The sequence below is a fragment of the Bradyrhizobium sp. AZCC 2176 genome (assembly GCF_036924645.1).
In the GTDB taxonomy this organism is placed as follows: Bacteria; Pseudomonadota; Alphaproteobacteria; order Rhizobiales; family Xanthobacteraceae; genus Bradyrhizobium.
The window spans coordinates 3,774,146-3,797,149 of sequence record NZ_JAZHRX010000001.1; the positions used below are offsets into that span (position 1 = coordinate 3,774,146).

At 63.4% G+C, this 23,004-nt stretch carries 21 protein-coding genes; 9 read left to right on the plus strand and 12 right to left on the minus strand.

Annotation, left to right across the window (positions count from 1 at the left end; all coding sequences use genetic code 11):
- Window positions 1-176: 176 nt before the first annotated feature.
- The 6 genes from V1288_RS17625 to V1288_RS17650 form a co-directional block, all read right to left on the minus strand.
- A complete protein-coding gene (locus V1288_RS17625; protein WP_334358235.1) occupies window positions 177-1,472 on the minus strand; it encodes a Spy/CpxP family protein refolding chaperone in 1,296 nt (431 codons plus the stop codon).
- A gap of 219 nt (window positions 1,473-1,691) precedes the next feature.
- Window positions 1,692-4,619: an excinuclease ABC subunit UvrB gene (gene uvrB / locus V1288_RS17630; RefSeq protein ID WP_334358236.1), complete on the minus strand. Its 2,928-nt coding sequence runs from the start codon at window positions 4,617-4,619 to the stop codon at window positions 1,692-1,694.
- A 114-nt stretch (window positions 4,620-4,733) separates the two neighbouring features.
- Window positions 4,734-4,919, minus strand: a complete 186-nt coding sequence (locus V1288_RS17635) for a hypothetical protein (RefSeq protein WP_334358237.1) — start codon at window positions 4,917-4,919, stop codon at window positions 4,734-4,736.
- Between the two features lie 53 nt (window positions 4,920-4,972).
- The gene (locus V1288_RS17640; RefSeq protein ID WP_334358238.1) at window positions 4,973-5,209 is read right to left on the minus strand and encodes a hypothetical protein; all 237 of its coding nucleotides are present in this window, start codon (window positions 5,207-5,209) and stop codon (window positions 4,973-4,975) included.
- Between the two features lie 217 nt (window positions 5,210-5,426).
- Window positions 5,427-6,647 carry an NAD(P)-binding domain-containing protein gene (locus V1288_RS17645; protein WP_334358239.1) on the minus strand — a complete coding sequence of 407 codons (1,221 nt, stop codon included), beginning with the start codon at window positions 6,645-6,647 and terminating at the stop codon, window positions 5,427-5,429.
- Window positions 6,637-7,542: a LysR substrate-binding domain-containing protein gene (locus V1288_RS17650; RefSeq protein WP_334358240.1), complete on the minus strand. Its 906-nt coding sequence runs from the start codon at window positions 7,540-7,542 to the stop codon at window positions 6,637-6,639. Before V1288_RS17650 ends, V1288_RS17645 begins: the two co-directional genes overlap by 11 nt.
- 92 nt (window positions 7,543-7,634) lie before the next feature.
- Between V1288_RS17650 and V1288_RS17655 the strand changes: the two genes are divergently transcribed.
- From V1288_RS17655 to V1288_RS17675, 5 genes are all read left to right on the plus strand, one after another.
- Window positions 7,635-8,396, plus strand: a complete 762-nt coding sequence (locus tag V1288_RS17655; protein ID WP_334358241.1) for a sulfite exporter TauE/SafE family protein — start codon at window positions 7,635-7,637, stop codon at window positions 8,394-8,396.
- Window positions 8,397-8,423: 27 nt separating this feature from the next.
- Window positions 8,424-8,648 carry a hypothetical protein gene (locus V1288_RS17660; protein ID WP_334358242.1) on the plus strand — a complete coding sequence of 75 codons (225 nt, stop codon included), beginning with the start codon at window positions 8,424-8,426 and terminating at the stop codon, window positions 8,646-8,648.
- Window positions 8,649-8,773: 125 nt separating this feature from the next.
- Complete coding sequence (locus V1288_RS17665; protein ID WP_334358243.1) at window positions 8,774-9,481, plus strand: glutathione binding-like protein; 708 nt, start codon at window positions 8,774-8,776, stop codon at window positions 9,479-9,481.
- Between the two features lie 40 nt (window positions 9,482-9,521).
- The gene (locus V1288_RS17670) at window positions 9,522-9,986 is read left to right on the plus strand and encodes a hypothetical protein (protein WP_334358244.1); all 465 of its coding nucleotides are present in this window, start codon (window positions 9,522-9,524) and stop codon (window positions 9,984-9,986) included.
- 311 nt (window positions 9,987-10,297) lie between these two features.
- A complete protein-coding gene (locus V1288_RS17675; protein ID WP_334358245.1) occupies window positions 10,298-11,842 on the plus strand; it encodes a peroxidase family protein in 1,545 nt (514 codons plus the stop codon).
- A 110-nt stretch (window positions 11,843-11,952) separates the two neighbouring features.
- On the opposite strand, the gene V1288_RS17680 is transcribed toward V1288_RS17675, so the two are convergent.
- The 4 genes from V1288_RS17680 to V1288_RS17695 form a co-directional block, all read right to left on the minus strand.
- Entirely contained in the window at window positions 11,953-12,489 is a 537-nt protein-coding gene (locus V1288_RS17680; RefSeq protein ID WP_334358246.1) for a DsrE family protein, read from the minus strand.
- A 29-nt stretch (window positions 12,490-12,518) separates the two neighbouring features.
- Window positions 12,519-13,139, minus strand: coding sequence for a hypothetical protein (locus tag V1288_RS17685; protein ID WP_334358247.1), 621 nt, complete (start codon window positions 13,137-13,139; stop codon window positions 12,519-12,521).
- Window positions 13,136-14,158 carry a TAXI family TRAP transporter solute-binding subunit gene (locus V1288_RS17690; protein ID WP_442894032.1) on the minus strand — a complete coding sequence of 341 codons (1,023 nt, stop codon included), beginning with the start codon at window positions 14,156-14,158 and terminating at the stop codon, window positions 13,136-13,138. Before V1288_RS17690 ends, V1288_RS17685 begins: the two co-directional genes overlap by 4 nt.
- A 95-nt stretch (window positions 14,159-14,253) precedes the next feature.
- A complete protein-coding gene (locus V1288_RS17695; RefSeq protein ID WP_334358249.1) occupies window positions 14,254-16,416 on the minus strand; it encodes a hypothetical protein in 2,163 nt (720 codons plus the stop codon).
- Between the two features lie 413 nt (window positions 16,417-16,829).
- Between V1288_RS17695 and V1288_RS17700 the strand changes: the two genes are divergently transcribed.
- Window positions 16,830-17,522 (plus strand): glutathione S-transferase family protein, encoded by a 693-nt coding sequence (locus V1288_RS17700; RefSeq protein WP_334358250.1) that lies wholly within the window; start codon window positions 16,830-16,832, stop codon window positions 17,520-17,522.
- 57 nt (window positions 17,523-17,579) lie between these two features.
- Here V1288_RS17700 and V1288_RS17705 read toward each other — a convergent pair whose 3' ends face one another.
- Window positions 17,580-18,428 (minus strand): metal-dependent phosphohydrolase, encoded by an 849-nt coding sequence (locus V1288_RS17705; RefSeq protein ID WP_334358251.1) that lies wholly within the window; start codon window positions 18,426-18,428, stop codon window positions 17,580-17,582.
- Between the two features lie 377 nt (window positions 18,429-18,805).
- Here V1288_RS17705 and V1288_RS17710 point away from each other — a divergent pair, with 377 nt between their 5' ends.
- Window positions 18,806-18,982 carry a hypothetical protein gene (locus V1288_RS17710; RefSeq protein ID WP_334358252.1) on the plus strand — a complete coding sequence of 59 codons (177 nt, stop codon included), beginning with the start codon at window positions 18,806-18,808 and terminating at the stop codon, window positions 18,980-18,982.
- Window positions 18,983-19,062: 80 nt separating this feature from the next.
- On the opposite strand, the gene V1288_RS17715 is transcribed toward V1288_RS17710, so the two are convergent.
- A complete protein-coding gene (locus V1288_RS17715; RefSeq protein ID WP_334358253.1) occupies window positions 19,063-19,755 on the minus strand; it encodes an HAD family hydrolase in 693 nt (230 codons plus the stop codon).
- Between the two features lie 297 nt (window positions 19,756-20,052).
- Between V1288_RS17715 and V1288_RS17725 the strand changes: the two genes are divergently transcribed.
- Together V1288_RS17725 and V1288_RS17730 are read left to right on the plus strand one after the other, a co-directional pair.
- Window positions 20,053-21,618, plus strand: coding sequence for a DUF1800 domain-containing protein (locus tag V1288_RS17725; RefSeq protein ID WP_334358254.1), 1,566 nt, complete (start codon window positions 20,053-20,055; stop codon window positions 21,616-21,618).
- Window positions 21,619-21,623: 5 nt separating this feature from the next.
- Complete coding sequence (locus V1288_RS17730) at window positions 21,624-22,859, plus strand: DUF1501 domain-containing protein (protein ID WP_442893963.1); 1,236 nt, start codon at window positions 21,624-21,626, stop codon at window positions 22,857-22,859.
- Window positions 22,860-23,004 lie beyond the last annotated feature (145 nt).

A 23,004-nucleotide genomic window follows, 5' to 3' on the forward strand; every position in this document is an offset into this window, starting at 1 on the left:
GCTCTAACCGGCCGGTCGAGGTGGGCAGCGCACGTCTGCTCTGCCCGCCTAACTCAGACGTCCACTTGTCCGCTATGGCAACCGCATCGTCCACTTCGATCCCCATATAACGGACGGTGCACTCAATTCGGTATGTCCAAGCAAGAGCTGTAGCCGACATTGGAATAGATGGGCAATCACGGCGCTCGTTTTGGTCCGATCAGCTCGAACTGAAGCTTCTGCTCGTCACTCAGTGACGTATAGAACTCTTCCAGCGTGTCGCTCACCAGATTGATGGCTTGTTGCATGGTGCCGAGCCGACCATCCACCGCGGCGAGCCGAGCGGGTGGCGTGATCGCATCTTTCGGCTGACATTCATAGCTCAGCATCTCGACAGCTCTGGCGCCGGCGCGCTGCAGCCGTTCAAGCGCGTCGCGCTGGGCATCGTTCGGATGTAGACTGGCCTCGATCTCGCCAGCCGACCATCGCAACGCGGCTGGCAGGGGCGCTTCGCAGCCCTGGGCCGACGCCTTCATGGGCCCGTTTGCAGACGCTGTCTTGAGCTGATCATCGGCGAGTGCGTTGAGCCGTGCTTTCTGCTCGTCATTCAACAGATCATAAAGTTCCCCCAGCGGCGGCTCGAGGGATATTACTGCACTGAGCATCGCCGCAGTGCGCTGCTGCATCAGGGCCAATCGGGCCGGCGCCGTTGATGCGGGCTGCGTCGGACAAGATGCCTGAATGATCTGGGCGGCCGACTTCGACGCGTCGGCAAGACGGTCCAGCGCGGCCCGCTGCGTCTCGGTCGGCTGAATCGCCCGCTGAATCTGATCAATGGCGAGAGCGGCAATTTCGCGGCCGGAATCACCGCAGAGCTGCTGCAGCGGTGGGATCCTTCGCTCGGTTCGGCCGGAAGAGCCCGGTGCCATATAAGCCGCCAGTTCTTCACTGCCGTAAGGCCCAAAAATTCCGGCATAGATGTCGGGGTAGCCGTAGTCCCAGAAGCCCATGCCATCGCCGAAGATGGCATAACCATAAATATCATTGTAGGCGAACGGCCAGAACAGCGGCCCAACCCAGCCATATCCGCCATGGCCATGCGACCACCACCCGTCTGCAGTGCTACGGTCACCATGCCAGTGCGCAAGTGCGGCAGTCGTGGCGATCTGCCTGCGTGCCGCAGGGTCAGTGAATAGTTTGCCAACAACCAACTCGTCCTCGCCGGAGGGCTGGTTCGTTGCGGACGGGATACTTTGTGACGGGATACTTTGTGACGGGATACGTTGCAAAGCGACGGGAGCGTTTCTGATCCGGTGGGCGTGCACGCGCCGGCGATGCGTGGTGCCGCCATGAAACAGCCCTGGCGCAAACAAGCGGGTGAATGCGAATTTCACGCTGCCTAGTGGGCTATGCCCGCGCCCTTTCGCAGTGGCGGCACTCGACAGCGCGGTCACCAGTACGACAGCGATTACTGTAATGCCGAACTTCGACATGGCACCTCCCGTGCCAAGCCTTGGCCGCATCACCTATGACGCCGCACAGGACCGAAAGTTCCCTGCAAGCGATTGCGCAGACCAAGGCATCGCGCTTAAAAAGCGGCAGCAATCGCGTCGCTTTCACAAGACCCGAGTGGCGCACACAGTCTGCAGAAGTCGGCCTAAGACCCGGTGGGGGCTAATCTCGGACATGGCGGGTGTACGGTCGTTGATCGACTACCTCTTCTTCCACCCGCCGCGATGTCCCGGCGCGCCGCCGCTGGATCGCGGCGCGGGGCCGAACTCCGGGCCGGACTGGCGCGAGTCGGTGGGTTGAAAGATTTTGCTGCCGCTGCCGGGCGAGGGTTTGCGCGACGTGGTGCGGTCGGGACGGTAGGGCAGGGACTCCGGGCCGTGCATTTCGTCGAGATGGGGTTTGTGGACCTTTGAAGCGCTACCGCCGCTGGCCTTGATCGCCGAAGAAACGCTCTTCTTCTTCATCGCGCTGACTGGCAAATTCGCCGCTTCGCCGTATTTCTTCTTGCCGGCATAGGCGCCGGCCTTGCCTTGTACGGCGCGCTGCTTCGCCGTCGGATCGTCGACGACGGCCATTTCGGTGGCGCGGAGGCGTTTGACTTCGTCGCGGAGGCGGGCGGCTTCCTCGAAATTCAGGTCGGCGGCGGCTTCGCGCATGCGGGTTTCGAGATCGTTCAGCACGGCCTCGAAATTGTGGCCGATCGAGATGACGTCGTCGGCCATGCCGCCGTCGCCGATCTCGACCAGCACGTGGTCGCGCTCGTAGACGGAGTTGAGGATGTCGCCGATCGATTTCTTCACGCTCTCCGGCGTGATGCCATTGATGGTGTTGTATTCGACCTGCTTCTCGCGGCGGCGGTTGGTTTCGGCGATGGCGCGCTCCATCGAGCCGGTCATCTGGTCGGCGTAGAGGATCACCTTGCCGTCGACGTTGCGCGCGGCGCGGCCGATGGTCTGGATCAGCGAGGTCTCGCTGCGCAGAAAGCCTTCCTTGTCGGCGTCGAGGATCGCGACCAGCGCGCATTCGGGAATGTCGAGGCCCTCGCGCAACAGGTTGATGCCGACCAGCGCGTCGAACGCGCCGAGGCGCAAGTCTCTGATGATCTCGATGCGCTCGATCGTGTCGATATCGCTGTGCATGTAGCGGACGCGAATGCCCTGCTCGTGCAGGTATTCGGTCAGGTCTTCCGCCATCCGCTTTGTCAGCACCGTGATCAGCGAGCGATAGCCGGCTGCCGCGGTGGCGCGGACTTCGCCGACGAGGTCGTCGACCTGTGTGCGCGCCGGGCGGATGTGCACGGGAGGATCGATCAGGCCGGTGGGACGGATCACCTGCTCGACGAACACGCCGCCGCTTTCGTTCAGCTCCCAGCCGCTCGGTGTCGCCGACACCGCGATCGATTGCGGGCGCATCATGTCCCATTCCTCGAACCGCAGCGGACGGTTGTCCATGCAGGAGGGCAGGCGGAAACCGTATTCGGCGAGCGTCGCCTTGCGGCGGAAGTCGCCGCGGAACATGCCGCCGATCTGCGGTACGGTGACGTGGCTTTCGTCGGCGAACACCAGCGCGTTGTCGGGCACGTATTCGAACAGCGTCGGCGGCGGCTCGCCGGGGCGGCGTCCGGTGAGATAACGCGAATAGTTTTCGATGCCGGCGCAGCTTCCCGTCGCTTCCATCATTTCGAGGTCGAAGGTGGTGCGCTGCTCCAGCCGCTGCGCTTCCAGCAGGCGGCCCTGATTGTTGAGTTCGTCCAGCCGCAGCTTCAGCTCCGACTTGATCGACTTGATCGCCTGCACCAGCGTCGGGCGCGGCGTCACATAGTGCGAGTTGGCGTAGATCTTGATGAATTCGAGATCGTCCTGCTTGTGGCCGGTGAGCGGATCGAACTCCTCGATATTTTCAACGGTGTCGCCGAACAGGTTCACGCGCCAGGCGCGGTCTTCATAGTGCGCCGGGAAGATGTCGATGACGTCGCCGCGAACGCGAAACGTGCCGCGGGTAAAGTCGGCCTGGGTGCGCTTGTATTGCAGCGCGACGAGGTCGGCGATCAATTGCCGCTGGTCGATGCGCTCGCCTTTCTTCAGCGCAAAGGTCATCGCGGTATAGGTCTCGACCGAGCCGATACCGTAGATGCAGGAGACAGAGGCGACGATGATGACGTCGTCGCGCTCGAGCAGCGCGCGCGTCGCCGAGTGGCGCATGCGGTCGATCTGCTCGTTGATCGACGAATCTTTTTCGATGTAGGTGTCCGTTCGAGGCACATAAGCCTCAGGCTGGTAGTAGTCGTAGTAACTGACAAAGTACTCGACCGCATTGTCGGGGAAGAAATTCTTGAACTCGCCATAGAGCTGGGCGGCCAGCGTCTTGTTCGGTGCGAGGATCAGGGCAGGCCTTTGAGTGGCCTCGATCACCTTGGCCATGGTGTAGGTCTTGCCTGAGCCGGTGACGCCGAGCAGCACCTGGGTGCGGTCGTTGCGGTTGATGCCTTCGACCAGTTCGGCGATCGCGGTCGGCTGGTCGCCCTTCGGCTCGTATTCGGATTTGATGACGAAGCGCACGCCGCCTTCGGATTTTTCGGGGCGCGGCGGCCGGTGCGGCGTCCAGACCTTGAGCGAGCCACCTTCGCCACGAAATTCGGGGCGGCCGTCGCGGATCAGATTCTCCAGCGCGTCGGCGGTCGCCTTGACGCCAAGCGCTTCCATCTTGTTGCGCGGTGGGCGGGCCAGCGCCTCGTCATCGTCTTCCGCCGTCGGCAGGCCGAGCTGGCGCGCGAGTTCGGGGTCGAGCGTCGGGATGGTCGCCGAGGTGCCGTAATTGGCTTGCGGGGCTTCTTCGAGGCCTTGTTGGAGTCCTTGGCTCGACGCATCGCGTTTGGCGACGTCGTCGCTGGTTCCCTTGGTCGAAGCGCGCGCGCGATGTGCCGCGGCCTCGCCGCCGGCGCGGCGGTCCCACGAATTGTCCGGCGGCGGCTGCAGCCCGGTGCCCGAGCCCATGCCGGCATCGCCGCGGTTGATCGCGGGGTTGAGCAGTTCGGCGAGCGCCGGCCCGATCGGCTGCACGTCCGGCCGATGTGCCTTGGATTTCGGGTTTTTGCCGGATTTTTTGGGGGTGTCGGGTTTCTTCGCCATCCGGCGAATATGGGGCGAGTCAGCCAGCGAGAAAAGGGTAAACGGCTTCGCGCACGATGCTGCAGGTCGTCATGTCAGCAGATGTCAGCAAGCCGATTCGGAACCGTCACGCCTTTACGCCGTCACCGGCGCCGTGGCGGCCTTGACGATATCGAGATGGATCCCGCCGCAGCGGGTGCATCGCATGGTCCAGTATTCGACGCCGGCGCGGCCGGGAATGATGCGCAGCACCGCGAGCGCGGCGCTGCAATCCGGACAGCTCGAGAGCAGCGGCGTCGCCTGCAGGGTCTGTTCGGGCATGGGCAGCGAGAGCCGGCCGGCCAGCGCGTGGCCGCCAGTTCCGCAGGCGGCGCCTACGGATTCGCGAACCGCGGCTTGAAGCGGTCGATATGGGCTTTCGCGTCCGCGATCGCCGCTTCCGGATTCGACCACGCGAAACCGACTTCGAGCGTCGGAAACGCCATCCCATCGATCACCACCGGCGCCTGGTCGGCCCGTTGAATCCTGGCGTGCCATAGCCCTCTCCCTGCTTCGAACGACTGAATTTCAAAGCCGCCATAGATCATGGCCTGTCCCCCGGGTTTGCCCATGGGGCGAGAACAGCATGGGTCGGACAGGGCAAATGTGAACGGGTTCACATGTGATGAAATTTTGCAGGTTGCGTTCCCCGGATGCGACGCAGCGCGCCGCCCTTGCGGCGTGGTGCGCCGCTGTTCCGGAGTCCATCGATCGGGGCGAGAGGGTCGTGGGTTCCGGCTCTGCGTCGCAGCACTGCGTGCCGCGCCGCGTCCGGGACACGAGAGCTTCTCACCCCCGCGCGCGAATATGATCCGCCAGCACCACGGCGTCGTCGCCGACGCCGGACAGGAACGAGGAATTCATCTTCGACAGCCATTGCAGGCCGAGGAAATACAGCCCCGGCACCGCCGAGATGCCGTTGCGGTGAATCGCGTCGCCGCGCTCGTCCAGCACGGGGACATCGATCCAGCTAAAATCGACGCCGTAGCCGGTGGCCCAGATCACCGCGGAGATGCCTTCCGCGGCGAGGTCGAGGCGCGTGAGCGGCGCGGTGACGCAAGGCGGGTTGGCAAGTGTGTTGTGGGCGTCGGGGTCCTCCGGCAATTCCAGGCGGCGACGTTTCGCATAGGCATCCACGGTGTCGAGAAAGGTTGAGTAGACGAGGTCGCCGTCGGAAAGGTTTTCTGCAAGGCCGGGCGCAATCTCGATCACGCCATGACGCGCCGCCTCGAGGCGCCCCACCAGGATCATGCCGGCGGCGGCGAAGTTGCGGAAGTCGATGGTGCGGCCGCCATAGGCCCCCGAAATGACGGGGCCCAATCGTGCCGACCCGCGCTCCTCCGGCGTCATCCGATCGAGCCGCATGTCGGCGAGCCACCAGATCAGGTCGCGGCCGCGGTAGCGGCGCGGCAGGCGGCGGTGCCGTCCGACCGAGAGAAAGACGCGGCGGCCGGCCTGCAACAATTCCTCGGCAATCTGCGCGCCCGACGCGCCGGCGCCGGCGACCAGCACCGCACCCGGCGGAAGCTGTTCGGGATTTTTGTAGCCGGACGCGTGGACCTGGAATACCGGATGATCGCGCAACAGGTCCGGGATGACATCGCGCTGATAGGGGCCGGTGGCGACGACGACATTGTCGGCGGCGATCGTGCCGCCTTCGGTCTCGGCGATGAAACCGTCACCGTCACGCTGCGACAGCCGCGTCACCGCGACGCCGCAGCGGATCGGCGGGCTGACGAATTCGGCATAGGCCTCGATGAATTTGATGATGTCGTCGGTGCTTGAAAACGCATCCGGATCGCTGTGCGGAAACGCAAAGTCCGGCAGCCGCACCGACCAGTTCGGAAACTGGAATTTCAGCCCGTCCCAGCGTTCGCTGCGCCAGCGTTCGGCGATCCGATGACGCTCGAGCACGAGGTGCGAAAGCCCGCGCTGCTTCAGCCGGTGACTCATCACGAGGCCAGCCTGGCCGCCGCCGATCACGAGCGTTTCGATCTTTTCATCCGGCATGTCGCTGGCCCCTGCGGCGTGTGGCGGGCTCTGTCGCCGCGCGGATCATCCAGCGCCGAAAGGCAGCGAAATCGCGCTGCCCGGTGCTGAAGCCCCGATAGACCAGATACCAGCGCATGCCTTTCGGCACGCTTAACGCAAACGGCGCGACCAGCCGGCCGGCAGCGAGGTCGTCGTCGATATAGGGGCGGATGCCCATGGCGATGCCGAGGCCGTCGACCGCGGCCTGCAGCGCCTGGCCGTAATGGTCGAACTCCGGTCCGCGTGCAGTGATTCGGGCTGTGCCGGCCGCGTCGAGCCATGACGGCCAGTCGTCGGGCGAATGCGCCACCCGCAGCAGCGTCGGCCCCTTCAGGTCGGTCGGGCGTTTAAGCTGATTAGCAAGGCGCGGCGCGCACACCGGCAGCAGGTCGGCGGCGAATAACGGTTCGGCGATCAGGCCCGGCCATTCGCCGTCGCCGAGCTTGATGCCGCAGCTCCAGTCCTCGCCGAACGGCACCGCGGCGCCGCCGGTGGTGATGCGGACGTCGATATCCGGCTCCTGCTTGCGGAAGTCCGCCAGCCGCGGGATCAGCCATTTCATCGCAAAGGTGGGACCGACGCCGATGGTCAGCACGCGCACGCTTGCAGGCGCGGTGACCTGCGCGGTCAGGCTCGCCAGCGCGTCGAAGATCGGGGTCAGCCCGCTCTGATAGGCGCGGCCGGCCGCCGTGGTGACGAGGCGGTTGGCCTTGCGCTCGAACAACGCCACGCCGAGCCGTTCTTCCAGCAGGTGCACCATCCGGCTGACCGCGGCCGCGGAGACGTTGAGCTCGACGCCGGCGGCGGCAAAGCTGCCGGCCCTGGCGGCGGCCTCGAATGCCTTGATCCCGTTGAGAAAGAGCAGCCGCCGCACATAACCCTCAGGAAAACTGATGCCAGGGCAAGATAACTCAGTTTGCGCACCCGTCACAAGCTGAGGCAGAAATATGATTGTGGAGATTGCCAATGACGCCCCTGATGATCGCAGCCCTCGGTGCGTTGATGGTCGCGACAGCGTTCCTGTCGGGCCTGTTCGGCATGGCCGGCGGGATGATCCTGATCGGCGTGCTGTTGATGCTGATGCCGCTGCCCACCGCGATGGTGCTGCATGCGATCACGCAGATGGCCTCGAACGGCTGGCGTGCCTTTCTGTGGCGGGCGCATATCCGCTGGCGGCCGGTGTTCGTCTATCTGATCGGCTGCGCGCTGGCGCTCGGGGTGTGGTCGATCGCCCGCTACGTGCCGGACAAGCCCATCGCATTGCTGTTGCTCGGGGCGACGCCGTTCATGGCGCGGCTGATGCCGAAGAACCTCAAGCCCAATCCGGACAGCATCTGGCAGGGCTCGTCCTACGGCTTCATCTGCATGGGCCTGATGCTGATGACCGGCGTCTCCGGTCCGTTGATGGACACGTTCTTTCTCGGCGGCAATTTCGGCCGCCGCGAGGTGGTCGCCACCAAGGCGACCTGCCAGGTCGCGAGCCATCTCACAAAGCTGATCTATTTCGGCGGCATCATCGACCAGGCGGCGACGCTCGATCCGGTGCTGGCGGCGGTCGCCATCGCCGCCTCGATGCTCGGCACCACGCTGGCGCGGCGCATCCTGGAGGCGATGAGCGACGCGCAATTCCGCACCTGGGCGAACCTGTTGATCACGACGGTCGCGGGCTACTACATCCTTTACGGCGGCTGGCTGTTGTTCACGCGCACCAGCGCGATGGCGTTCTGAGTTGAACCGCTTCTGGCGGAGGCGCTGATGACTGCGACAACGGACGCACTGGTGCTTGATCTCGTCGAATGGATCGGCCGCGAGCCACGGCTTTATTCCGAGGTGATCGAGACGTGGCGCACCTCATGCCCGCGCCTGACCATCTGGGAGGACGCGGTGGATCGCGGCTATGTCGCGCGGCAGCCGGGCGCGAAGGTTGCGATCACCGAAAGCGGCGCCAAATTCCTGCGCGAACACGGTCGCGGCGCCTGAGGTGCCATCACATTCGCGCGCGTGGGGGCGGGCGCCGATTGACTTGCGCTGGCGATCCGCCCAAATTCATGCAGCCGCATCTTTCTTGCGAAAACAACAATTTTAGCGCACTGCAGGATCGCCCCATGATCGACCTTCACTACTGGACCACGCCGAACGGCCACAAGATCACGATGTTCCTCGAGGAGACCGGGCTTCCCTACAAGGTCTTCCCGGTCAACATCGGCAAGGGCGAGCAGTTCAAGCCGGAGTTTCTGGCGATCGCGCCCAACAACCGTATTCCCGCGATGGTCGATCATGCGCCGAAGGGCGGCGGAAAGCCGATCTCGATCTTCGAGTCGGGTGCGATGCTGCTGTATCTCGCCGAGAAGACCGGAAAGTTTTTGCCGTCTGATCTCTACGGCCGCTATGATGCGATCCAGTGGACGTTCTGGCAGATGGGCGGGCTCGGGCCGATGGCCGGGCAGAACCATCACTTCAGAAATTACGCGGTAGAAAAAATCAAATACGCCATCGACCGCTATGTGAACGAGACCAACCGGCTCTACGGCGTGCTCAACAAGCGCCTCTCGAACCGCGAGTTCATCGCCGGCGACTATTCGATCGCCGACATGGCAAGCTATCCCTGGATCGTGCCCTACAAGAATCAGGACCAGAACATCGACGACTTCCCGCATCTGAAGCGCTGGCTCGAAACCATCCGCGCCCGGCCGGCGACGGAGCGTGCCTATGCCAAGGCCAAGGAGGTCAATCCGAATTTCGGTCAGCCCGTCAACCGCACCGAGGAGGAGCGCCGGATCCTGTTCGGCCAGACCGCGGCGGTGGTGCGCTAGCCGCGTCCGCTAACGGCAAACCCATCCGCGATGCGCGGGCTTGGCCCGCGTTATCCATCGCCCCGCCACCATGGGATTGAAGGATTCGCCCGTTCAATCCGGATATCTATCCCAAAGACGCATAGGCAATATCGGCGAATCGCAGCGAGAATTGCGGCCTGAACGTTCAACTTTTGCCGGCCCCCGGCGTTGTCAGACCGCAGGACTCACTGTTTCGGAGACGATAGTGGATACCACACTGAAGTTGAAGCCACGTCCAACCAACGTGGCGTTGATCGCCTGGCAGTTCACCGGGCAGCCGCTGCACGAATGGCCGAGCTGGGTACAATCCGGTTGCTCGCTGCAACGAAGCGAGGACGGGCACCTCGAGCTTCGGCATGAAAGGCAAAGCGGGACACAGATCGTGTATCTCGGTGAATGGCTGGTGCGCGATCTCGATGGCGGCGTCTGCTTCTATACCGATGCCGAGTTGCGCAAAGAGTTCGACATCGCATCTGGAGCGTGACGACTTTCTTCGAATCGTCATCACGCTCTGTCTCTTTGATTCGAGCCTGATCTCCGCGCAAATGCGTTTCCGCATTTGTCGCGAGGGAAAACCGGTAGCCACTTTTCCGGATCATGCTGTGTCAGTGAAGCTGCTCACACAAATCGAAAAATAAACCGCTGGCACCGCACTCCGATTGGTCACAATCTGCGGGTGGGTTTTGCTGACTGAACCCTTTTGAGGGGTATCGATCGGATTTTCCTGAACCTTATTGACCTGACATCGCGACACGCCGGTACCCCTCTTCTCCCAACATCCGATTGGAGGAAGTGATGGCAACGCAAGTGAATGTCCAGCCTGGCCATGGCAAAGCCGGCCGCCAACCGACCCGGCAATTTCTGGATTCGCTTTCTGGGCACGACGATCCCGGAATGTTCGGGCGAATGTTTCCGAACCTCGAACCGCTCGCCGTCGACGACGCGCCGCTGAAGGAACTTGCCGATGCGATGAAGGACGCTGATCCGGGCGGTGCGACCGGCAACAACACCAAAATCCCCGCAGGATTCACTTATCTCGGACAGTTCGTCGATCACGACATCACGCTCGATCTCACCTCGTTCGGCGACAAGGAAGCCGATCCGACCGCGGTCGAGAATTTCCGCACACCGGCGCTCGATCTCGACAGTGTCTACGGTCTCGGGCCTGACGGCAGCCGGCAGCTTTACGCGCGCAATCCCGGCGATACCGACGGCAAGACGCCCGGTCCGAAACTCCTGATCGGCAAGACCATCAGCGTTGACGATATAACCATCACGCCGCGTAACGATCTGCCGCGCAATCCGGAAGGCTTCGCGCTGATCGGCGATCATCGTAATGACGAAAACCTCGTCGTTGCGCAAACCCACCTGGCGATGCTGAAGTTTCACAACAAGGTCTGTGACCATCTCGCGGCGTCCGGGGTGCCGACGGGCGAGATATTTGCGCAGGCGCGCCAGATGGTGACCTGGCATTACCAGTGGATGGTGCTGCATGACTTCGTGGAGCGCATCACCGAGAAAGGGATCGTCGCCAGGATCCTCGATCAGGGCCGCCGCTTCTACCGCTTCAAGAAGACGCCCTACATGCCGGTCGAGTTCTCCGCGGCGGCGTACCGGTTCGGCCACAGCATGGTACGCGAGGTCTACAGCCACAATCGCAAGTTCACGCCGGGCGGCGGCATTCCGGCCACGCTCGACCTGCTGTTCAAGTTCACCGGCCTGTCGGGCGGAATCATCGGCGACCTCGCGCCCGATCCGGTGCAGCCGCCGCTGCCGATTCCGGTGCTTTCAAGCAACTGGATCATCGATTGGCGCCGCTACCATGAAGTGCTGGCGGCCAATCCGCCCAATGTGCGGCTCAATCCCTCGCGCAAGATCGATCCGTTCCTGATACCGCAACTGCACGATCTGCCGGGCGGCGGCGGCAGCCTGCCGTTCCGCAACCTGAAGCGCGGCGTTATGCTCGGCCTGCCGTCCGGACAGGACGTCGCCAAGGCGATGAAGATCAAGAATCCGCTCACGTCCGCCGAGATCGCCACGGGACCTGACGGCATGGTGGCCCAGCAGCACGGCCTCCATGAGCACACGCCGCTCTGGTACTACATCCTGAAGGAGGCAGAGCAACGCGGCGGTGGCGAAAAGCTGGGACCGGTGGGCGCCACAATCGTGGCCGAAGTATTTGTCGGCCTCGTGCACGGCGACCATCAGTCCTTCCTGTGGCTGAAGGGCAAGAACTGGAAGCCGACACTGCCCTCGAAGACGCCTGGCGATTTCACCATGGCCGATCTGCTGAGATTTGTCGGCGACATCAGCCCGATCGACGGCATCTCGACGGTCTAGGCCGTTTCGCCGCCTTCGCGTGTCTGTGATGATCCTGCGATTGCGCGGCGGAAAAGCTGCGCAACCGCAGGCGTCAGGCGAAAGCTGTCGGCTTCGCACGGGCAGCGCCATCACGGCTTTACATACGCCCAGCCCTGCTCCTGCAACTCCATCACACGCACGACTCCGGATTTCACGATCTTTGCCTCTGACATCAGCGGAATTTCCTTGCTTTCCGCCCTGCTCATATTGTCGCGCGTATTGGCGCAGGCCTGGAACGAGATCGATGGGTTGCTCTCCGAGATCGTCTTGATCCTCGCCTTGACCGGCGAAGTGTCGTCACGCAGCATATGCAGGCCCGGGCCGAAAGTGACGATGTCGATTGCCACGCTCTCACCGCGATCCTTGTAATACTGCACAACATTCGTTGCATTGTTGAGCGCGAGATTCATCATCGCGGGCTCGTTCGAATTCACCTGCAGGATCAGGCGGTGCGGCTTCTTGTCGGCAACGGCCGCGATACGTTTCAACCCTTGCGCAGGTGCGGCCGCTTGCTTCTTCACCAGCGTCGCTTGATTCTTTTCCTGCGCCGGCGCTGATGGCGGAGCCATAACGAGCAGCGCTATGACGCCGGCCATCACTCTGACAACATTTTCAATCCTTCTCATGACGCATCTCCCGTGGTTGTTCGATGACCTCAGTTGCGTGGACCGGCTACCGTGTGTGGCCATCTGCACACCGTGGCGAGACGCTCTCGCGCGACTTTCAGTCCGCCGAGCGAGAAATGTCCTTCCTGGGCCGCGCCGCCTCGCCTCACGACACGAATGGCAAGCTCTCCTTGCTCGGGAAGGGACTGCAGCAAGCGTACGACGTCGCCGGTAAACGCTACGCCGGTCCCGGACAACGGCGGGGCTCCCGCAAGCTGCACGGGCCGATTGTCATCGATGCGGTAAGAAATGGCATAGTCCTTCCCATTGCGGGAGAAGGCCGGTCCCGAGACGATCAGTTCAGTGCCGGCGCGGCAGCGAATCGAGAGTTGCATCGGATAATCATTTGAGCCGCCCTGAGAAGGCGTGGTGGCGGTGATAATCGGCGTATAGTCCACGGGCGACGTGGTCTCGCTGATAATCCAATTGTCGGTCCCGGGAACCGGCCGGGCCGGCGCAACATTACGTAGCAGACTGTCCAAACATTCCAGCCTCTCTTCGCGCTCCAACTGCGAGCAAGCGCGAAGATCCGCCAGCGGGTCAGTCGGGCCTTGCGCGAGTGCGATCCCGCTGACGACTTCGAACGCGACGGCGAGAGCGAGCGCTTTCATCGCGACACCTGTGCCGCGCGCGCCTGACGATCCAGCCACTCCTGCGCCGCCCCAAACCGGGCGAGGCTGGGGACTGTCGCGGCGAGATTGATCGACTTCCATTTCGGGTCGAAGCCCGGCCCCTGCAGCTTGTCGATGCGGGAAAACAGGGCATCAACGAAGCGGGCGACGCGCTGATAGCGGTTTGTCCCTGGCGGCCAATTGAAGGCGACCAGAACGGTCGGCACCGCAATCGTCGGAATACGTTCGCCCTGCTTGATCAGACCGGGGTATTCGCCCGCCTCCAACATCGCGGGAAGATAGTAATCCTCGAATTTGCTTTCGTATTTGACGGGGAGGAACTTGAAGCCGGGATCCCAGCGCCCGCGCACGAAGGCGTCAACCGGCTTCGACGTGATGAAAACGACGGCCGCCATCTCGCCTTTGCGCATCTGCTCCAGCGCGACCTGATGGGGAATGAAAGTGTTTTCGGAATTGATGCCGAGACGGCTGAAGATCAGCGGTCCTGAATAGGCGGCAGCCGTTCCCTGGGTGTTGAAATTCACTTTCTTGCCGGCGAGATCCTGCAGACTCTGGATTTCCGGCCGAACAAAGATATGCAGCTCCGAGGGAAAGAGATTAAGCAGATACGTGATGCGGCGCTGGATCTCCGGTACCTGTATCTTGTACTCTTCGAGCGCGTCGGAATTGATGATCGCCGTATCGACCCCGCGTAAATAGAGCAGCGAGTTCAGGTTCTCGGTGGCGCCGCGGGTGACGATTGGCAGGACATGCAAATTCGGCCCGTCGTCGACGACGCGGGCCATTTCTGCCGCGAGGCGAAGGGGCGCGCCCTCAAGCAAGCCGCCTGCGAGGCCGACCGTCCACGCGTTCATCCTCTCCTTTTCAGAGGTCTGCGTTGGGGCGCGTTGGGCCTTGCGGGCGCTCTGTGTTTGTGCATCCAAAGCGGCAGGCTGAAGCACCAGAATGATCGGCGTCAACGCGGCGAGCGCGAGCCAAATGCTCGATCTGGAAATCATGTTCATCTCAATATCCTCTTCGTATCAAGTTCGGCCTTCCAGCCGCCGCTATCGTCCCGCGTGGCTTTTTGTCCGAGTATCAAAACGTCATTCCCTCACTGATCCAGCCGCTCCAATCGATCCTTCGCATCCTGAATTCCGCCGGCATGAGCCTTCGCATAGAACTCGCGCGCCTTCATCGCATCGCCGCGCGTACCATATGTTCCCCATGTGGAAAGAATGGCGGGATCATACGTCTCTGCGAGCGAGAAGCTCGCCCGTGCACTACCCGTTTCGGCAGCACGCTCGAGCACTATCCGCGCCGCCCCGATATTTCCCTGACCGAGCAGCGTGCGGGCGCGCGCGATTAACCTCGTCGCCTCCGGGCTCCCCTGCGCGTCTACGACCGGCGGCTGCTCCGTCGGGGCCACCTCAATCACGTGGGCCGCCCTGGAAAGGCTGCTGTTCGGCGCGGGTTCAGGGGAAGCACGCACAGCCGTCGTGCGCCGCGCGGATTCGATTTCTCGTGCCATCGCCTCGGTTCGGTCGCGCTCTTGCTGCAGAGATTGTCGCAGGTCTGTCATGGCGCGTTCCGTCGCCTGCTTGAGCTGACCCATTTCTTCGCCGGCCTTGCGCAGTTGCGCTGTTTGCATCTCGTTTTCACGCTTCGCCATGACGAGTTCGCCCGTCAGCGCGGCACTGCGGGCGCGTTCCTCATCGAGCGCTTGACGATGTTTTGCGGCGCTCGCTGTCAGCTCCTGTCGCGCAGCTTCGGCTTCCTGCACGAGCGCAGCTGTCTTCTGCTGTTTCTGTTTGACGGATCGTGCGTTGTCCGCGGCTGCCGCCTGCTTGAGCTGCCCCATTTCCTCGCTGGCCTTGCGCAGTTGCGCTGTTTGCATCTCGTTTTCGCGCTTCGCTGTGGCGAGTTCGTCCGTCAGCGCGGCGTTGCGCGTGCGTTCCTCATCGAGCGCTTGACGATGTTTTGCCGCGCTCGCGGTCAGATCCTGTCGCGCAGCCGCAGCCTCCTGCGCGAGCGCAACCGTCTTCTGCCGTTCCTGTTCTAACGATTGTGCGCTGTCCGCGGCTGCCGCCTGCTTGAGCTGCCCGATTTCCTCACCCGCCTTGCGCAGTTGCGCCGCCTGCGTCTTGATCTCGCGCTGGGCTGCCGCAAGCTCGCTCCACAGTCCGGCGCGCCGTGCGCGTTCCTCGTCGAGCGTTTGACGATGTTTCGCCATGCTGGCGATGAGTTCCTGTCGCGCCGCCGCGGCCTCGCGTGCGATGGCAGCCGTCTTCTGCCGTTCCCGTTCGAGCGATTCTGCGGCCTCTGCGACCGCCGCCTGCTTGAGCTGCTCCGCTTCTTCGCTCGCCTTGCGCAATTGCGCCGCTTGCATCTCGTTTTCGCGCTGGGCTGTGGCGAGTTCGCTCTTCAGCGCGACACTGCGCGTGCGTTCTTCGTCGAGCGCTTCACGGAGTGTCGCCGCGAGTGTGGTCAGCTCCTGTCGCGCCGCCGCGGCTTCCGTCAGGGCTTCAGCCTTCTGCTCCTGCGATCGTGCGCTGTCCGCTGCTTCGTCTCTCGCCACGCGCAATTGTTGAGCCTGCACCTCGTTTTCGCGTCGCGCGGTGGCGAGTTCGCTCTTCAGCGCGTCGCTGCGTGCACGTTCTACGTCGAGCGCTTGACGGCTTTCCGCCGTGCTAGTGGTCGACACTTGTCGCGCAGCGGCGGTCTCCTGAGCCAGCGCCACCGTTTTCCGCCACTCCTGTTCGAGCGATTCTGCGCGGTTCGCAGCCGCAGTCTGCAGCTGCACATCAGGTCCCTCGATGGCTCGCGGAGTGCCGTGCGCCCCTGGGTCCTCCTTGACCCACACAGCCTTCGTCCCCGCCACCACTTCCGCTTGACCAGGCACGTCTTGCTGCCGAAGCGCCAATGAATAGGTCGTCCGCGGGTCCTCACTGAGCAACGGGGTCTCTTGCCCGAAGCCGAAATAAAGGCGTGTGAGCACCGCCGCGATGAGCGTGATCCAGCAGGCCGTGATCAGCCGCGGGGCGCGCGGCGATGACGGCCAGGGCTGGGAGGAGGTGTGCGTTTCATCGTGCTCCGGGTATTTGTCGCCCGGCATTGGACGCCAATGCGTCGGCGTGATCTTGCTTGGCTCACCATTTTCAGTGATCCACTGACCTACCTGAGCCGACCAGTGAGCAACGTCATAGGTCCCCGTCGGATCATGCTCCAGGATGACGGCTTTTCCATCTCTCGGTGCGGTCTCGATCGCATGGCGCATTGCAATGAACGCCTCTTCTAACGGTATAGTCTTCCGAGGTACTATCGGGTCGTCGTCTGAATTGGCGATCTTCTGAATTTCGCTAATAAACCCAAGCGTATTCGACCTCGGCAAGGATACAACTCTCCTTCGGGGGTACAGCCAAAGAGCTGACCTACTCCTTTGGATACAGCCCAAAGGATGCCTGAAGACCGTTGAGGCGTGTGGATCACCAGTACTGAGCGAACGGTCGTGAGATGCCTCAACCTCTACGACGTAGAATGCTGCCTGCCCCACGAGCAACGTCGTTTGACAGCGAAGCGTGAATGGATTGCGTTCGCCTTTGCGTCCTCGTTACGGGGAAAAGTCTTTGCCTGCACTTCCTGCAATGACAGCGCTTGCGTGGATGCCGCTGCTCGCGCAAGATGTCGTCCATGCCCCTCAAACTCTACGAACTCGTCGGCACCGATCCATCGCGCCCGTTCAGCCCGTTCTGCTGGCGGACGCGGATGGCGCTGGCGCATAAGGGGCTGTCGGCGGAAACGATCCCATGGTGCTTCACCGAGAAGAGCGCGATCGCGCCGCACGGTTCGGAAAAAGTGCCGGTGCTGCTCGACGGCGATCACGCGGTTGTCGATTCCTGGACGATTGCCAATTATCTCGAAGACAAATATCCGGACCGGCCGTCGCTATTCGGCGGCGAGGGCGGCCGCGCCGTGGGACGGATGCTGAACTGGTGGGGCGACGGGGTGATCGGCGGCATGTTTCCGCTCATCATCGCCGACATCCCGCTCAACCTGAAGCCGGAGGACGCGGCCTATTTCCGCAAGTCGCGCGAGGCGCGTTTCGGCAAGCCGCTGGAAGAGATCATGGCCAGCCGTGACAAGGCGGTCGAAGGTTTTCGAAAAAGCCTCGACCCGCTGCGGCTGACGTTGCGGACGCAGCGCTTCCTCGGCGGCAGCGTGCCGAATTATGCGGACTATATCGTGTTCGGCGCGTTCCAGTGGGCGCGGGTGGTCAGCCCGTTCAAGCTGCTGATGGAAGACGATCCGGTTTATGCCTGGCGTGAGCGGCTGTTCGATGCGTTCGACGGGCTGGCGCGCAAGTCGCCGGGCTATCACGGCTAGCACAGGCGGCTGACGCTCCATCCACGCGAGCGCCATGCGACAAGCCGGCAGCCACGATCACGGCTGCGGGCCGGACAAGTTCATTTCACGCTCGGCCCGGAAAACATTGCTGTGCAGGTTTGCAATCCATTGCCGTCCGCTCGACGTGACATTGAGATAGCGTATCGCCGTCTGGATCTGCGGCGCGACGTTGTTCCAATAGAACTGCGGATACTTGTAAACAACGTCTGCCGGCGTCTCGTAGCCGAGCGTTTTGTTCATGCCGACTTCCTCGAATTCGTAGAACAGGGCATTCGCTTTTTTCAGGTAATTGGGGTCGCCGAGTTGCCCGATGAGGTCGGCCGCGCGCAGCAACAGGCCCTCTTCTTCGATCAGCTCGTCGTTCGACGATGAATCAACATAGGGAAATCGCGTATACTCGATTGCCCTGGCGATCCGGCTCGCATCGACTTCTTCGGCGGTGTCGAGCCGCTCGAAGACGAACAGCTTCGAGCGGTCCACGTGGTAGGGTCCCAGCGCAGCATCGGACGAACCTCGTGCCAGGCGAACGGTACGGCCGCTGAGATCTGCGACATAGGAATCCCCGTCATCTCCCTGGACAATTCCGCGAACGTATCCGATGTCGTGGGTGAGGCACGCCACGATGAAATTGGCGTAATCGTCTGGCGTGGTTGGCCGCAGCATCCCTTGGCCCATCAGGATGTCGTGGCCGGCCAGGGTCACGAGCATGGTGTGTTCGATGTTGTGATACAGGGCGTCGCTGTTGCCGATGCATTCCAATGTGAGCCTGGCGGCGTAGGGAAGAAATTCAGCCAGCCGGGCCTGGGAGGAGCCAAACCTGCTTCGGGTATCCGAAGCCAGAAACGACCCCAAGGCTTGCGCCACCAGTTCCGGGATTGTGATCATCTGAACACCGCGTCATTTGTGCGACGTTGGCGCCGGCATGATAGCACATCGCCTTTCTTTCCGATGGCTTATGTCTGCTCGCGCCACCAGAAAGCGTGGCCCGGCGCCTGCGTCCGCGGCGGCGCTCAAAGCGTCCGGCGATCGGTCGTGAGCCGGGCATTCTCTGACGCCCTCCCATCCGGATGCCCGGCCAGGAGGCTTTGCTTCGCGCCCGGGAATGGAAGGCGTTCGCTGACGCAAATCAGCAGGCAATGATTGCGGGCGCGTCGGCCCTATCGCCGAGGCTGTAAATTAGTTCTATCCGATAACGATGTTAGCTGTGACGTAAATCGAAGGCGTAAGCTTGTCCCCTAGTTGGCCGTTAGGGGAGACGCGTCATGACTGACCTTGAAGCCAAATTGGAGCGGTTTGAGACTCTCGCTGCCGAATGCGAATTGATCGGCAAGTTGACGACGGATGGGGCCAAGCGCGAGCTGTACCTGCGCCTCGGGCTGCATTACCGCGAACTGGCTGACGACATGCGGACGCTGATTGCGACCAAAGACGCCGCATAGCGCTTAGACCCCGGATGGCTGAGGCGGAAGCCCTGGGGCGCGCGTGATTTCATCGTGGGGGCCCGGACGGCAATCTGCTGCTATTCGCCGGTCCCGCGGAGTAACGACGACCGCTCGCGCAACATCTGCAGCACCGCGCCAAGGTCGGGCAGCACGGCCGCGCATTTCGCGCGCGTCTCGTCGGTCGGCGGCGCCATGTCCGGCACCATGATCGTGATCGCGCCGGCGGCGTGGGAGGCGGTCACGCCGTGATTTGAATCTTCCACCGCGATGCAGACTTGCGGCGCGAGGCCAAGGCGTGTCGCCGCGAGGAGATAGAGGTCCGGGCTTGGCTTGCTGCGCGCGACGTCGTCGCAGGTCAAGATGGTTTCGAACCGCCCGCGGATTCCAGCCAGTGTCAGGTGCGCTTCCGCGGTGCGCCGCGACGAGGAGGTCACGATCGCCATCGGGCAATCGGCGGCAGCAAGCTCGTCGAGCAGTTCCAGCGTGCCGGGCTTGAGCGGCAAACCAGCCTCCATGAACTGATCGCGATTGGCGAGGAAGGCGCGGTTGATCTCGGCGAGCGGAAAGTTGTTCCCGTAGCGATCGAGCAGCATGGCCTCGCAAGCCGGTCCGGGAAGGCCGACCATGGCGTGGCAGAGCGCAACGGCGTCATCGGCATAGCCACCCGCATTGAGCGCCGCGACCAGGCTGTCGAAATAAACCCGCTCGGTGTCGAGCAACGTTCCGTCCATGTCGAGCAGGACGGCGCTGACATTCCATTTCTCGTTCACGTCACGCCTGCGCGCTGTTCCGCGAGTTTGCGCAAACAATCCGGGCACAGACAATCGCGGCCGTCCACCGGCATCGGCAGCCGGAACGCCTCGTCGCTACACCAGCAGCGCCCGGACAGGCTGCAGCCGAATTCGGTTCCGCAAGTAGCGCAGGCGAGGCGGCGCGTGGGTTGATTTTCCAAACGATTTGTCATCAACGATGGCCGCATCCTGACGCGGAATTAATCCCGGGTTCATGCTGAAGCGCGTTATACTCTGTCGCCAGTATACGCCCGCGAAACATCCAAGGGAAATCCGATGGCCCGCGATTCGCAAGCCGGCCTTGTTGCGCTCAATCGCTTCGGACTGGGCGCGCGCGGCGGAGCCTCCGGCGATTTTCTCAATGCCGCATCCGATCCGCGCGGTTTCGTCAAGCAAGAACTCGGCCGTCCCAATGGCGTGCTGCTCGAAGTGCCGGGACTGCAGTCGACGCCGGCGCTCGGCAAGGCCGTGTTCGACTATCAGTTCGAGATCCAGCAGGCCCGCGATGCCGCCGCCAAGTCGGCGCCGGCGCCCGCCACCGAGGGGCAACCGCCGGCGGATGCGAAGGCGCAGCGGCGGAACCTTTCGCTCAACAGCATCGCCATGGATATGGCGCCCAGAGAACCGTCAAAGGAACAGCCGGCGAAGTCTGCGGAAAATCCCAACGCGGCCATGGCGCCCACTGAAGCGATGCGGCCGAACACGCCGAAGCCGCTGCCCGCACCGCTCAACATCATCCAAAAGACCTTTCGCGCCGAGGCGTTGGCGCGGCTGCAACGGGCCGTGATGGCCGATTGCGGATTCGTCGAACGTCTGGTGGTGTTCTGGTCCAATCACTTCTGCATCTCGGCCAACAAGGGCGGGCCGGCGCGGATGTGGGCCGGTTCATTCGAGCGCGAGGCGATCCGGCCGCACGTGCTCGGGCGTTTCGGCGACATGCTCAAGGCGGTCGAGCAGCATCCGGCGATGCTGTTCTTTCTCGACAACCAGCAATCGCTGGGCCCGGATTCGCGCGCCGGCAAAAACCGCAACCGGGGACTGATCGAAAACCTCGCCCGCGAAATCCTCGAGCTGCATACGCTCGGCGTCGGCGGTGGCTATACGCAGGAGGATGTGACGGCGCTGGCGAACATCATCACGGGCTGGACCTATGCGGGCAGACTAGGCCAATTGGGGGCGCCCGGCAGCTTCGTGTTCAACGCCAACGCGCATCAGCCGGGCGCGCAGCGGGTGATGGGAAAAATCTACGATGCCGCAGGCGTCACGCAGGGCGAGGCGGTGCTGGCAGATATTGCGCGGCATCGATCGACCGCGAAATTCATCGCCGGCAAATTCGCGCGGCACTTCGTGGCCGACGATCCGCCGCCGGCATTGGTGGCGCGGCTTGCCGACGTGTTCACGCGGACCGACGGCGATCTCAAGGCGCTGGCGACGGCGCTGGTGGATTCCGACGAGGCCTGGAAGGCGCCGCTTTCCAAGATGCGCTCGCCTTACGAATTCCTGGTCGCGTCCGGCCGGTTGCTGGCGCAGATCCCGAATGATCCCGGCCGCTATCTTACCGGCCTCAACGCGCTGGGCCAGCCGCTGTGGGCGCCCGCCGGGCCGAACGGTTTTCCCGACGGCAACGCGGCCTGGGCGGCGCCGGAAGGCATCAAGCTGCGGCTCGATATTTCAGCGCAGATTGCCTCCCGGCTCGCCGACGGCGTGGATCCGCGCGACCTGCTCGAACTCGTTGCCGCGGATGCGGCATCGTCGGAGACGCGGCGGACCATCGAGCGCGCGGAATCGCGGCAGCAGGCGCTGGCGCTATTGTTGATGTCGCCGGAATTCCAGAGGAGATGACGTCCATGGAAACGACAATGGATTGCTGCGAAGGCTTGAGATCGTCGGCGATTTCGCGGCGTGGCGCGCTGCTCGGCGGCGCCTCCTTTGCGGCATGGGCCTATTTGCCGAAATTCGCGCGCGCTGCCGACGGCCGCGATCCGCGGCTGGTGGTTGTCATCCTGCGCGGCGCGCTGGACGGGCTCGCCACCGTCGCGCCGATCGGCGATCCTGACTATGCCGGCCTGCATGGATCGATCGCGCTCGCGTTGAGCGGGCCAAACGCGGCGCTGCCGCTCGACAATTTCTTTTCGCTGCATCCGGCGATGCCGGAATTTGCGCGGATGTATCGCGAGAAGAAGGCGGCCGTGATTCATGCGGTGGCGACGTCGTACCGCGACCGTTCGCATTTCGACGGGCAGGATGTGCTCGAAAGCGGCTTTGCAGGACCCGGCCGGGTGCAGTCCGGCTGGCTCAACCGCGCGCTGGAAGGCCTGCCGAAAGGCGAACGGGTGACGAGCGGACTTGCGGTCGGCCCGACCACGCCGCTGGTGCTGCGCGGCACAGCGCCGACCGTCGGCTGGGCGCCGGTCGCGCTGCCGCAGGCGGCGGAAGATACCGCGATGCGGCTGCTCGAACTGTATCAACACCGTGATCCCGCCCTGGCGAGCGCGTTGAAGCAGGGTCTTGCACTCGACAAGGCCGCGCAAGGCGACGACATGAAGCCAAAGCCCGGCACCAACGGCGCCGGCGCGATGCGGCTGGTGGCGCGCGGCGCCGCCAAGTTGATGGCCGCCGACGACGGTCCGCGGATCGGCGCGCTCGCCTTCGACGGCTGGGACACCCATGCCAACGAAGGCGGCCCGGTGGGCCGGCTGGCGCAGTTGCTCGGCGGCCTCGACGGCGCGCTGGCGGAATTCGAAACCGGGTTAGGTGCGCGCTGGCGCGACACCGTGATCGTGGTCGCCACCGAATTCGGCCGCACCGCGCGCATCAACGGCACACAGGGCACCGATCACGGCACCGGCACCATCGCGCTGCTCGCCGGCGGCGCGGTGAAAGGCGGCCGCGTGATTGCGGACTGGCCGGGGCTGAAGCCCGCCAATCTCTATCAGGGCCGCGATCTCGCGCCGACCACCGATCTGCGCGCGGTGATGAAGGGCGTGCTGAAGGACCAGTTCGGGCTGGCCGAGCGCGTGCTGGCGGAGAATGTGTTTCCGGACAGCGGCGCGGTGAAGCCGATGCAGGGATTGGTGGGGTAGGGATCTAGCCCATCCACGGTGTCGTCCCGGCCTTGAGCCGGGACCCATAAACACCAGTGGGAATTGTTGGAAGGTGCTGGAGCTCAGCGCGGCGTAACCGCAAGCATTTGTGGTTATGGGTCCCTGCGTTCGCAGGGACGGCACC